This window comes from Streptomyces sp. NPDC048270 (genome assembly GCF_040652335.1).
In the GTDB taxonomy this organism is placed as follows: domain Bacteria; phylum Actinomycetota; class Actinomycetes; order Streptomycetales; family Streptomycetaceae; genus Streptomyces.
Genome location: NZ_JBEZLV010000013.1, coordinates 96,210 through 108,860, shown reverse-complemented (window position 1 = coordinate 108,860; position 12,651 = coordinate 96,210). Strand labels below are relative to the sequence as shown.

7 protein-coding genes are annotated in these 12,651 nt (G+C 78.6%); 3 read left to right on the top strand and 4 right to left on the bottom strand.

Annotated features, from left to right (window positions below; genetic code table 11):
- The first annotated feature begins 6 nt into the window (after nucleotides 1-6).
- Both AB0D66_RS14500 and AB0D66_RS14495 read left to right on the top strand, forming a co-directional pair.
- Complete coding sequence (locus tag AB0D66_RS14500) at nucleotides 7-561, top strand: isoprenylcysteine carboxyl methyltransferase family protein (protein ID WP_362302011.1); 555 nt, start codon at nucleotides 7-9, stop codon at nucleotides 559-561.
- Complete coding sequence (locus tag AB0D66_RS14495) at nucleotides 558-1,583, top strand: NAD(P)/FAD-dependent oxidoreductase (RefSeq protein WP_362301851.1); 1,026 nt, start codon at nucleotides 558-560, stop codon at nucleotides 1,581-1,583. The genes AB0D66_RS14500 and AB0D66_RS14495 overlap by 4 nt, the downstream gene beginning before the upstream one ends.
- Nucleotides 1,584-1,710: 127 nt before the next feature.
- Here the strand turns inward: AB0D66_RS14495 and AB0D66_RS14490 are convergent, their stop codons facing one another.
- On the bottom strand, nucleotides 1,711-2,676 hold the full coding sequence (locus tag AB0D66_RS14490) for a hypothetical protein (protein ID WP_362301848.1): 966 nt from the start codon (nucleotides 2,674-2,676) through the stop codon (nucleotides 1,711-1,713).
- A 189-nt stretch (nucleotides 2,677-2,865) separates the two neighbouring features.
- Here AB0D66_RS14490 and AB0D66_RS14485 point away from each other — a divergent pair, with 189 nt between their 5' ends.
- A complete protein-coding gene (locus AB0D66_RS14485) occupies nucleotides 2,866-4,644 on the top strand; it encodes a carboxylesterase family protein (protein ID WP_362301845.1) in 1,779 nt (592 codons plus the stop codon).
- Nucleotides 4,645-4,687: 43 nt separating this feature from the next.
- Here AB0D66_RS14485 and AB0D66_RS14480 read toward each other — a convergent pair whose 3' ends face one another.
- The 3 genes from AB0D66_RS14480 to AB0D66_RS14470 form a co-directional block, all read right to left on the bottom strand.
- Nucleotides 4,688-7,186: a hypothetical protein gene (locus tag AB0D66_RS14480; protein ID WP_362301842.1), complete on the bottom strand. Its 2,499-nt coding sequence runs from the start codon at nucleotides 7,184-7,186 to the stop codon at nucleotides 4,688-4,690.
- Complete coding sequence (locus AB0D66_RS14475) at nucleotides 7,183-10,893, bottom strand: DUF5682 family protein (protein ID WP_362301840.1); 3,711 nt, start codon at nucleotides 10,891-10,893, stop codon at nucleotides 7,183-7,185. The genes AB0D66_RS14480 and AB0D66_RS14475 overlap by 4 nt, the downstream gene beginning before the upstream one ends.
- Nucleotides 10,894-11,357: 464 nt before the next feature.
- A complete protein-coding gene (locus tag AB0D66_RS14470) occupies nucleotides 11,358-12,512 on the bottom strand; it encodes an AAA family ATPase (protein ID WP_362301837.1) in 1,155 nt (384 codons plus the stop codon).
- Nucleotides 12,513-12,651: the final 139 nt, after the last annotated feature.

Here is a 12,651-nt window from a genome sequence, read left to right as displayed (position 1 = left end):
CCGTCCATGACCTGGTACCTGCTGCTCATCGGCCTCGTCGCGGCCGAGCGGCTCGCCGAACTGGCCACGGCCCGCCGCCACGCGGCGTGGAGCCTGGCCCGCGGCGGCCGCGAGTACGGCCGCGGCCACTACCCCGTGATGGTCGCCCTGCACACCGCGCTGCTGGTGGGCTGCGTGGTGGAACCGTGGGCCGCCGGACGTCCGTTCCTGCCCGCGCTCGGCTGGACGGCACTCGCCCTGGCCCTCGGCGCGCAGGCCCTGCGCTGGTGGTGCATCGCGACCCTCGGACCGCGCTGGAACACCCGGGTGCTGGTCGTACCCGGACTGCCGCTGGTGGCGGCCGGGCCGTACCGGTGGATGCGCCACCCCAACTACGTGGCGGTGGTGGTGGAGGGCGTCGCGCTGCCTCTCGTGCACTCCGCCTGGCTGACCGCACTCGGGTTCACCGCGCTCAACCTGCTGCTCCTGCGCGTACGCATCGGCTGCGAGGACGCCGCGCTGACCGATGGCGGACGTCTGCGCGCCCCCGCCTCCGTACCGACCGCCGGCTCCCCCTCGTGATCGACCTGCTGGTCGCCGGCGGCGGCCCGGCGGGCCTCGCCACGGCCATCCACGGCGCGGTGGCGGGCCTGGAGGTCGTGGTCGTCGAACCGCGGCCCACCCCCGTGGACAAGGCCTGCGGCGAGGGCCTGATGCCGGGCGCGGTCGCCCGGCTGCGGGAACTGGGCGTCGACGTGTCCGGGCAGCCGTTCCGCGGCATCCGCTACGTGGACGGCCTCAGCGGGCGGCACGCGGACGGGCTGTTCCACTCCGGTCCCGGTCTCGGCGTCCGCCGGACCGTGCTCCAGGCCGCGCTGGCGCGGCGCGCCGCCGAGCTGGGCGTCCGGGTGGTCCGCGACCGCGTGGAATCGGTCGGCCAGGCCGGCGACAGCGTCCAGGCGGCGGGGCTCACGGCCCGCTACCTCGTCGCCGCCGACGGCCTGCACTCCCCCGTCCGGCGCGCACTGGGCCTGTCCGCGCCGCCCGCGCCCGGCAGGCCCGCACGGTACGGGCTGCGCCGCCACTACACCGTCGAACCGTGGAGCGACCTCGTCGAGGTGCACTGGGCGGCACGCTGCGAGGCGTACGTGACGCCGCTGGGCCCCGACCGCGTCGGCGTGGCCGTACTCACCACGGAGCAGGCCCCGTTCGACGTCCAGCTCGCCCGGTTCCCGCTGCTGGCGGCGCGGCTGCCCGAGTCCCCCAGGGCGCGGGTGCGCGGCGCCGGGCCGCTGCGCCAAGGGGCGCGGGTACGGGTGGCGGGGCGCGTGCTGTTCGTCGGGGACGCGGCCGGGTACGTGGACGCGCTGACCGGGGAGGGGCTGACCCTGGCCCTGACGGCGGCGGGCGAACTGGTGCGCTGCGTACGGGCGGGGCGGCCCCAGGCGTACGAACAGGCCTGGCGGGAGCTCTCGCGCGGCTACCGCACGCTCACCGAGTCCCTGCTCTGGGCGCGCCACCGGCCCCCGCTCGCCCGGCGGATCGTCCCGCTGGCGGCCCGGCTCCCGCGCGTGTTCACCCGGGCGGTGAACCTCCTGGCGTGACGGGCCTGGCCCGACCCGGCACCACCCGGGCGTGGCCTCCCGGCGGGCGGTATCCGGCGTGCGCCTCCCGACGTGCAGCGGCACCCCGTGCGGCGTGCGCACGGGGTGCCGCTCGGTCACCGCCGGGTCAGGCCGCGTTCTCCCGCGGGTCGCGCAGTGCCACTCCCGCGAGGACGGCGCCGGCCGCCGCGCTGAGCATGACGACGCTGCCCGCCCAGGCGACGGAACCGCCCACCGCCCCGGCCAGGGGGTCGACGGCCGCCGCACCACCGAACACGTGCAGTGCGACCACGCCGAGGGCCGTCACCGCCGCGGCCCGCCACACCGGCGTGGTGTCCCGCACCGCCAGCAGCGCCCCGAAGCCGATGCACAGCACCGTGACGAGGAGCGGAAGGAAGTCCAGGGGAGCCGCCGACGACAGGGCCGCCAGGTCCGTGGGCAGGTGCGGCACTCCGGTGACCAGCAGGGCGATCGCCACCGGCCAGCGCAGCATGTGGCGCAGCACCGGCGGTCCGGAGCGGGCGGGCTGGGAGCGGGGCGGCTCGGGGGCCGGCTCGGCGCGCCGGCGCGGCTTCTCGTACGGGGCGTCGTACAGCTCCCTGTACGGCGGCTCGTACGGCTCCTCCTCGTACGGCGCGGGGTCGGGCGGCCCCGGAGGTTCGGCCCGGTCCGCCCCGGGCTCGTCGAGCGCCTCGGGCCGCGTGGCGGACTGGGCCGGGTCGTCCGTGCCGAGGATCGTCACCAGCAGGGCCACGTCCTCGATCGGGCGTCCGACGGCGGCGGCGCGCAGCGTGATGTCCGCCGCGTCGACCTCGTGCTGGGGCTCGCCGAGGAGGGCGACCATCTGCCGCACCTCGTGCACGGGGCGGGTCACGGCGGCCGTGCGCAGCGCCTCGTGTCCGCGGTTGGGCTGCTGGCCGCTGTCCTTGAGGAGGCTCACCAGGGCGGTGACCTCCTCCAGGGGGCGGCAGGTGGCCGCCGTGTCCAGCAGGGTGCGCACGGGCTCGGGGCCCGCAGCGTCCGGAGGGGTGGTGTCGGGGGTCTCGTGGCGGTCTTCTCGGTCCGTCGCCGCGAGGGTGATGGGGTCATTCATGGAAAGCTCCGTTCGCCGACACGCGGGTCTACACATCGCGCGCCGGTCATCGTGCGTCATGGGAAGCGCACGCTTTGTTACATTGACGACCAGATCCGCCCACTGCGCCATTCGGGGCGGGCAAACGGGGGGCGCCGGGTGCTCCGGCCCCGGCCCTGCGGAAAGGCGTGACGCGTGCCCTGTGTGCGGATGTCGTGGCGCCGGTGGGCACGGCCGCTGGCGCTCGTGCTCCCGGCCGTACTGCTGCCGGCGGCCGCCGCGCCGGGCCCTGCGGGGCCGGCGGTCGAACGGCCCGTCGTGGAGCGGCCCCTTGCCGAGCGGCCCGTCGTGGGGCGGCCGTTCATGGAGCGGCCCGTCGTGGAGCGGCCGTTCGTGGAGCGGCCGTTCGTGGAGCGGCCGTTCGTGGAGCGGCCCGTCGTGGAGCGGCCGTTCGTGGGGCGGCCCGTCGTGGACACCGATCGGGGGCGGGTGCGCGGCCTGGACCACGGGACGCACCGCTCCTTCGAGGGCATCCCGTTCGCGGCTTCCCCGACCGGCGCGCTGCGCTGGCGGCTTCCGGAGCCGGCGCCCCGGTGGGAGGGGGTCCGCGACGCGGGTGCCCCCGGCCCGCGCTGTGTGCAGCTGCCCGCGATCGGTCCCGGCGGGCCGAGCGGCTCCGAGGACTGCCTGTACCTGAACGTCACGGTGCCCTCGGCCGCCCCCGCCCGGGGCACGGCGGGGCGGGCCGTCATGGTCTGGTTCCACGGCGGCGGCTTCGTCAACGGCGCGGGGGACCTGTACCGGCCCGAGCGGCTCGCCGTGCGGGGCGATGTGGCGGTCGTGACCGTCAACTACCGGCTGGGCGTCTTCGGCCTGTTCGGCCATCCCGAACTCGGCGGGGCTCCCGGCTTCGCCCTCGCCGACCAGCGGGCGGCGCTGCGCTGGGTGCGGGCGAACGCGGACCGGTTCGGCGGCGACCCGGGCAACGTCACGGTGTTCGGCGAGTCGGCGGGCGCCCTCAGCGTGTGCGCGCACCTCGCCTCGCCCGCCTCGGCCGGGCTCTTCCAGCGGGCGGTCGTGCAGAGCGGCTCGTGCTCGACGGCGATGCCGCCGTGGTCGCTGCTGCCGACGCTCGGTGCGTACGAGCCCTTCGTGCCGGAGCGGGCCGCGGTCTCGGACGGGGCCCGGGCGGCGGCCCGGCTCGGCTGCGAGGGGCCCGACCGGGTGCTGGACTGCCTGCGCCGGCTGGACGCGCGCGAGCTCGCGACCCCCGAGCTGATGCAGACCTTCTCCAAGGTCCCCTACGGGGGCTCCCTGCTGCCCGTGGAGCCCCGACGGGCTCTGGAGGCCGGGCGGTTCCACCGGGTGCCGGTGATGCAGGGCAGCACGCGGGACGAGATGCGCATCTTCCTCGGGGCGACCCTGGCGGTGTACCCGATGCCCGACGGGGCCGCCTACCGGGCCCGCCTGGAGCGGTCGTTCGGGGCCCGGGCGGCCCGGGCCGTCGGGGCGGCCTATCCGCTCGCGGCCCATCCGACGCCGGCGGTGGCCTGGGCAACCCTGCTGTCCGACGCCTCGTTCACCTGCCCGACGCTGCGGGACAGCGGTGCGCTGGCCCGGCACGTGCCGACGTACGCCTACCGGTTCTCCGACCGCGGGGCGCCCAACTTCACCGGCCTGCCGCAGGCGCCGGGGCTGCCGTACGGCGCCTCGCACGGCTTCGAGCTGCCGTACCTCTTCGAGCTGGCGCCCCTGACGCCCCCGCAGCGGGCCCTGGCGGACCGGATGATCGACTACTGGACAGCCTTCGCCCGCACCGGCGACCCCCGTTCACCGGGATCCCCGCCGTGGCCGCGCTTCGACCCCCGCCGCCCCCGTGCCCTGTCCCTGGCCCCGGGCCCGTCCGGAACCCACCCGGCCGACACCCGCACCGCACACCACTGCACCCTGTGGGACACCCACGGGACCCGGCCCGCCACCCGCCCCTGACGCCGGCCCTCCGGCGGGCGGACGCGCCGGCGCGGTGTGCGGATCAGGAGGGCGGGGCGGCCGCCCAGGAGGCGGAGACCAGGGAGCGTTCGGCCGCTGCCAGGTGGGTGGCCGCGGACAGCCAGGCGTGGGCGTAGCCCTCTGCCGACGGATCCGCCAGGCGGCCGAAGGCGTCGCGGGGGCGCCGGTCGGCCTCGGCGGCCAGGGCCGCGGCCAGGTCGGCCGCGCCGGTGAGCCCGGCGCGCCGCAGCGGGCCGTACGCGGCGAGGGGCTCGGCGCCGCGCGCCGCCTCGGCCACGGCTCGGCGGCCGCCCGCCACCCCGGTCTCCAGGAGGCGGCGTACCCGCCACAGCGGGGAGTCGGCCAGCGGGTCCGGGCCGGCGGGAGCGGGCTCGGGAGCGGGGTCGGGGTCGGCGGTGGCCCGGGGCGGGAAGTGGACGCCCTGGAGGCGGTCGTAGCCGAGGTCCGCCCGGCCCAGCCACTCCTCGGGCAGCCGCAGGGTGTACTCCGCGCCCGGCACCGGGCCGACGGCCAGGGGGCTCAGGGTGGCGGCCCGGTCGAGGTCGGGGCGTCCCAGGACGCGCAGGTGCAGACCGGGGTACGAGCCGAGGCGGCGCAGGTTCGCCGTGTGCGCCAGCTCGGGGTGGGGGTGGGCGGGCCGCAGCCGCAGCAGGGGCGCGCCCGGCCGCAGCTCGCGTACCAGGAGGTGTTCCCCGGCCGCGCCGACGACCGCGACCTCGCAGCCGAGCAGGGCGGGTTCGGCGCCGTCCGGGTCCGCGGGGCGGTCGGCGACCGCCTCGGCCGCGGGGCGGGCGAAGAGGGCGGCGGCGGCCCCCTCGGTCCACGGGATGCCGCGCAGCGGGGTCGCCTTGACCCCGCGCCCGGCGCCGAGCCGGCCTTCCGGGGAGACGGTCGCGCCGACGATGCGCAGGCCGCCGCGGGCCAGCCCGGCGTGGTCGAGGACGGCTCCGCCGAGGGCGACGGAGGCCGATCCCGCGCCGCGGGCGCGGGCGAGTCCGCCGGGGCGCACGTCGGAGAGCGAGTACGCGGCGCCGTCCGGGGCCAGCAGGTGGGTGACCACACCCCCGTAGCCGGTGGCCGACAACACCGGTTCCCGGCACAGGCCGTACACCTGGAGGCTGCCGCCGGGCGCGTAGGCCCGGCGGGCGGTGCCCGCCAGGGCGGGATCGGCTCGGCCGGCGGCCAGCAGTGCGGCGGTGCGCAGCAGTTCGCGGAACGCCTCGGTGAGCGCACCGAGCCGCTGCCCGGACTGCTGCCCGCGGGCGGCGCGCAGCCCTCGTACGACGCGCAGCGCGGCCGCCTCGGCGCGTGGCAGCCCGGCCAGTCGGGCGGTGTGCGCGGCGCGCAGCAACTCGGCCTGGACCACGGCTCCTCCGGCGGTGACCCCGGCTGCGAGGGCATCCGCGGCGGCCCTCCAGAGCCCGGCCGCGGCCCGGCACTGGGCCGCCGTGAGCGTGGCCTGGGATGGGGGCGGCTGGGAGGGGGCGGCAGGCTGGGCCGACTGGGCGGGCTGGGCGGGCTGGGACGGCTGGGACCACTGGACGGGTTGGGACGCGGGCGGTGCCCCGTCCGGTACCGGGACCGGGACCGGGCCGACGACCGAGACCGGGCCAGTAGCCGGGCCGGTGGCCGAGGCCGGGCCGGTGGCCGGGGCCGAGCCGGTAGCCGAGACCGGGCCAATAGCCGGGCCGGTGGCCGAGGCCGGGCCGGTGGCCGAGGCCAGGCCGGTAGCCGGGGCCGGGCCGGTAGCCGGGGCCGAGCCGGTGACCGAGGCCGGGCCGGTAGCCGGGGCCGAGCCGGCGGCCGAGACCGGGCCAGTAGCCGGGCCGGTGGCCGAGGCCGGGCCAGTAGCCGGGCCGGTGGCCGAGGCCGGGCCAGTAGCCGGGGCCGAGCCAGTAGCCGATCCGGTAGCCGGGGCCGAGCCGGTGGCCGAGACCGGGCCAGTAGCCGATCCGGTAGCCGGGGCCGAGCCGGTGGCCGAGACCGGGCCAATAGCCGGGCCGGTGGCCGAGGCCGGGCCGGTAGCCGGGGCCCGGCCGGTGGCCGCGCCGGGGGGCGAGGGGCGGGTGTCGGCCGTGTCGGGGCCCGTCATCGGGATCTGGGCATGGGCCGGCTCCGGGCCCGCCGGCGGGGCCGGGGGGTGGGGACGGCCCGCGTCAGGGGCAGGGGCCGGGGCTCCGGCCTGGGCCTCCTGGGGCGAGGCCGCGGCCGGAGCCTCGTACGGCGCCGGGTCCGCCAGGGGGGCGGCCCCCAGGGCGGCGGCGCGGTGGAGGCAGCGGGGGGCCAGCAGGCAGGTGCAGACGGCCTGTCCGGGCTCGGTGACGGCCCCGTCCGGGCCGGGCCGCAGGGTGACGACGGCGTCCTCCCCGAAGGCGAGGACGACCTCCCCGTCCGCCCCGCCCGAGGCGAGCGCACCGCAGCTCGCGGTGGCGGCGTCCAGCTTCTTGAGCAGCCGTGCGCTGAGCTGCTCGACGGCTTCGGCGAGCACCTCGGGGGCGACGGGCGGCAGTGCGGTGGTCAACGGGCTTCTCCACGGAGTCGGTCGCCCACCCAGCGGGCGAGGGCGAGCGGGCTGAGGGCGGCCACCGGCATCCCGGCGGCGACGAGTTGCCGGGCCACCGGGACCGAGTACCGGGGCGTGCCCGTGTCGTCGAGCGCGGCGCAGCCGAGCAGGTGGGCGCCGGAGGCTGCCAGCGCCCGGACCTCGCCGAGCAGCCCGCCGATCGGGGCGCCCTCCTCGAAGTCGCTGACCACGACGACGAGGGTGCGGCTCGGCACGGTCATCAGCGTGCGGGCGTGCGCGAGTCCGGCGGCGATGTGCGTACCGCCGCCGACCCGGACCTCCAGCAGCAGCGACAGCGGGTCCTCGACCCGGTCGGTGAGGTCCAGGACCTGGGTGGAGAAGGCGAGGAAGTGGGTGGACAGGGTCGGTACGCCGCCCAGCACGGCCGCCGTCAGCGCCGACCAGATGACGGAGGCCTCCATCGAGCCGGACACGTCGACGACCAGGATCAGCCGCCAGTCGCTCTCGCGACTGGCCCGGGTGCTGAACACGGGCCGTTCCGGGACCACGACCACGCTGCCGTCGGGCCGCCGCCGGGTGTGCGCGAGGTTGGCGCGCAGGGTCCGGGCCAGGTCCAGTCTGCCGCCGGGGCGCCGGGTGGGGCGCGGGGTGGCGAGGCCGGAGAGGGCCGGGCGCAGCCGGGTGGCCAGCTCCTTGGCGAGTTCGTCGACCAGCCGCCTGACCAGCGGCCGCAGCCGGGCGAGTTGGGCCTCGGGCATCCCGCCGGCGAGGGACAGGACGGAGCTCAGCAGTTCCACGGAGGGCCGTACGGACGCCGGGTCGAGCTCGGCGAGCACGTCGGTGCGGCCCGCTTCGGCCGCTCCGCCCAGCACCTCCTCCCGTACCTCGGCGCCGAACAGCGCCTCCAGTTCCCGCGACCACTCCCGGGCGGTGGGGAAGGAGGCTCCCTGGCCGCCGCCCTGGCCGCCCGCTCCTCCCCGGCCCCCGTCGAGGTCGGCGGAGCCCTCGCCGCGGCCGGCGCCGTAGAGCTCGTCGAGGGCGTGGGCGTAGCGGCGGGCCCCGGCGGGGAGCCGGTCGCGCTCGCGGCCCAGCAGCAGCCGCCAGCGGTCGGCGGGGGCGAGGCGCAGCCCGGTCGCGGCGGCCGGTCGCGCGGCCCCGGCGGTCTCCGGCGGCGCGGCCCCGGCGGTCTCCGGCTGCACGGCCGGGGCGTGGGGCCGTTCCCGGGCCGGTACGGCCGCGCCGGCCGGCGGGAGTTCCCCGAGCGCGGCGAGTCCGGCGGCGTCGGCGGCGGCCCAGAGGGCCAGCAGCGCGGGCGGCGCGTCGAGCGCGAGGTCGACCCGGTCGCCGAGCCGCTCGCCGACGGTGTCCAGCAGCCGGTCGCGGGCGGCGGGCGACAGGACGTCGAAGCCGCCGCGCAGCGCGGGGAGGCGGTCGAGGAACTCCTGGTCGCCGAGGTGCTCGACCCGGTCGAGGAGCGGGGTGAGCGCGGCCGGCGAGGACTGCAGGAGCGGCCCGGCGGCGGTGAGGACTCCGCCGAGCCGGCGGGTCAGGGCGCGGCGCCCGTCGGGGGCGGTCGCACCGTCGATCCAGCCGGCGGCGCGCTGGCCGAGCCGGGCGGCCGGATCGAGGTCGAGGAGGACCCGTACGGCCAGCGCGGCACCCTGGATCAGCGGGGAGGCGGCGGCGGCCAGGTCGGCGAGGGCCTCGTCGGTGCGCAGCCCGAGGTGCCGGGCCGCGGCGCGGTCGGCGAGGGCCACCAGGGCCGCGGCGTCGGCGGTGTCCTCGCTGCCGGCGAGGCCGGGCAGGGAGCGGACGGCCGCCTCGAGCAGTTCGCCGGTCAGCGCGGCGGCGGTGGCGCGGGACCCGGCGCCGGTGCCGGGGAGATGGCCGCGGTGGAGGGCCTCCAGGAGGTCGAGGGCGTCGAGGAGTTCGGGCAGGGTCGCGGTCTGCGGCAGGACGGCGGCCGCCTCGTGCAGGCGTACGTCGACCAGCTCGGGCAGATCGCAGCGCGCGGCGGCGGCCAGCCCGGCGAGGATCTGCGCCGGGGTCGGCCCGCCGTCGGCGGCGGCGCGGCGGGCGGTGTCGCGGAGGGTGCCGGCGGCGGCCTGGGCGGCGGTGACGCCGCGGACCCCGGCGAGATCGAGGCGGGCGGGGACCGAAGGCGTCCAGGACAGCCGCCACTTGGTGCCGAGGGCGGTGCCGTCGCCGGTGGTGGCGACGTCGAGGGGCTCGCCGTAGGAGGCTCCGCAGGCCTGGAGCCGCTGGAGGAGGATCTCGCGGCGGCCGTCGAGGGCGGAGCGCAGCGGGTCGAGGCGGACCTCGCGCGGGGCGGGGTCCTCCGGGCCGGGCAGCCGCAGCTCCGTCAGTTCGGCCTCCACGGAGGGGCCGAGGCCGGAGCGGGGGGCGTGCGGGGTGATCCGGCCGCGCGCGGTGCCGACGAGCACCGCTTCGAGGGCGCGGGCCAGCGCCCGGCCGCGGCCGAGCGGTTCGCCCTGCCCGAGGACGGTGGTGACGGCTTCGAGGAGTTCGCCCCGGCCGGGTGCGGGGAGCCCGCGCAGGACGGCCAGGTCGCAGGCGAGCCGCAGGGTCTCGGCGGCCTCGCCGGTTCCGGCGGTGTGCCCGGCCCGGCGCAGTTCCCGGCAGACCCCGGTGACGGCGACGGAGGCCGCCTCCCGGACCGAGCGGGGTTCGCCGCCGGCCTCCAGGACGGCCTGCTGCCAGAGCGGGTCCCGGATCCCGGCGGGGTAACCGGAACGGGAGTCGAGCAGATCGAAGGAGTACGGGACGAGCGAGGTGACGGCCTGCTCCTCGCCGCGGGCTCCGGCGCCTGCCCGGCCCCCGCGGCCGGGTGCCCGCCCCGCCCGCGCGGGGGCCGTGGCCGCATCGGCGGCGGCCGTGGCGGCGGAAGCGGCCGCGGCCGTCCCGCCCAGGAGGGCCGGTGCGTGGAAGGCGCCGATCACGGCGGCCACGCGGTGGCCTTCGGCGAGGGCGCCCGCGATCACCCCGCGCATGTGGGACTCGCGGGCCAGGTCCGTCGCCGGGACGGCGGCGGCGTCCGCGCGCAGCGCCCAGCCGACACCGAGTGCGGCCCGCCGCACGGCTTCCGGGGAGCAGCCCGGGGCGAGCACCTCGACGGCGCGGTCCCACATGTCCTCGCCGTCCCGGCCGGTTCCGGCTGCGGTGAGGGCGTCGGCGAAGGTACGGCCCCGGGCGGGCGCCGGGCCCTGGCCGGGGGCCTCCCCGTCCGGCGGCGCCGCGGCGGCCGGTCCCGCGGCCCGGTCCGTGTCCGGTCCCCGATCCGGGGGCGCGGGGGCCGGGGCCCAGGCGTCGGCGGACAAGGGGAGATCGCAGCACAGGACGGTCGCCCCGCGCGCGGCGGCCCAGCGGATCGCGGCCAGTTCCGGGGAGAAGTCGGCGAAGGGGTAGAAGGCCAGGCGCCCGTCCCGGCCCGTGCCCGCCAGGGCGACGGGGGCGACGGTCTCCGGGTCGGCCAGGTGGTCGAGCCACGGCTGGAAGTCCGCCGGGAGCTCGACGCAGACCACGTCCGCGCCGGAGGCGTCCAGCAGGTCGGGAACCAGCGCCGCGAGCGCGGGACTGTGGTGGCGCACCCCGAGCAGATACGGCACGCGGGAGGCGGCCAGCACCTCGACGGCGGCCCGCGGGTCACCCGACGCCCCGGCGCCCTGACCCGGACCGGCAGGCACCCTGCCGGTCGCACCCGGGCAGGCCGACGCCTCGACGCCGGTACGCGGGCCGGCGGACGCCCCATCGGGCGCACCCGGGCCCGCAGGAGAGGCGACAGCCGTACGCGAATCCACGGACGTCTCCTCGTACGCACCCGGGCCGGCATCCGTCTCCACGCGCGAACGCGGGCGGCCGGCGGACGCCTTGTCGGGCGCACCCGGGCCCGCCGGGAACCCGACAGCCGTACGCGAATCCGCCGACGTCCCGTCGTACATACCCGGGCCGGCACCCGCCTCGACGCGCGCCCGCGGGCCGGCGGACGCCCCATCGGGCACACCCGGGCCCGCCGGGAACCCGACAGCCGTACGCGAATCCGCCGACGTCCCGTCGTGCATACGCGGGCCGGCGGACGCCCCGTCTGGCGCGCCCCGGCCGGCCGGGGGCTCGACGGTGTCGTGCGGGGCGGCCGAGGTCTCGGGCGGGGTCATCGCAGGCTCCCGCGCAGGTCCCACAGGCGGCGCCACATCGCCGAGCCGTCCTCGGCCCGGCGGCGGACCGGGCCGTCCCAGTAGCCGAGCAGGCGGCCGTGGTCGGCCGGGTCGTCCTTGCGTACGACGCCCAGCAGGTGCCCGGGCAGCAGGTCCAGGACGTCCCCGCCCGGCAGGTACGCGGCCGCGACCCCCAGCGAGGCCGCCACCTGCACGGCTTCCGCGGTGGACATGACCGTACCAGGGCGCTCCACGTCCCAGCCCTCGGCGGAGCGTCCCGAGCGCAGGTCGCGGAAGACGGTGACGAGCGCGTCGAGCACGGCGTCGTCGACCCCGAAGGCGGCCCCGGCCCGCTGGACGGCGGCCACCGCCTGGCGGCGGATCAGGGTGGCTTCGGCGTCCGCGTCGGCGATCGGCGCGACGGTCTCGAAGTTGAAGCGCCGCTTGAGGGCCGCGGACATCTCGGAGACGCCCCGGTCGCGCAGGTTGGCGGTGGCGATGACGGTGAAGCCGGGGGCGGCGCAGACCACCGCGTCCTCGGTGGCGGTCAGTTCGGGCACGGTGACCCGCCGGTCGGACAGGATCGACACCAGCGCGTCCTGGACCTCGGGCAGGCAGCGGGTGATCTCCTCGACGCGGACCACCCGCCCCGTCCGCATGGCGGAGAGCACCGGCGAGTCGACCAGGGCTCCCGCGCTCGGCCCCTGGGCGAGCAGCAGCGCGTAGTTCCAGCCGTACCGGAAGGCGTCCTCGGTGGTGCCGGCCGTGCCCTGGACGGTGAGGGAGCTCGTGCCGCAGACGGCCGCGGCGAGCAGTTCGCTGAGCATGGACTTGGCCGTGCCGGGCTCGCCGGTGAGCAGCAGGCCGCGCTCTCCGGCGAGGGTGACCACACAGCGCTCCACGAGGGCGCGTTCGCCGACGAACTTGGGGGCGATGACGCGCTTGGCACCGCCCTGGGGCAGGGCGAGTTCGGCTCCGTCGCTGCCGCAGACGAAGGTGACGACGCTGCGCGGGGTCAGCGCCCAGCCGGGCGGACGGGGACCCGGGTCCTGGGCGGCCAGGAAGGCGAGTTCGGCGGCGTACCGCTCTTCGGCGGGCTGGACCTGCCGGGCGGGGGCGGCCGCGCCGGCGGCCTGGTCGGTGAGCGTCATCGGAGTACTCCTGGTGCGGAACGAGGTGTGCGGAACGAGGTGTGCGGAACGGGTGGCGTAAGGGTGGGGGAGCAACCGGGCGGGGCGGGGCGCAGACCGCCCCCGCTCCCCCGCCCCGGCTCCCGCGCCCGCCTGGGGC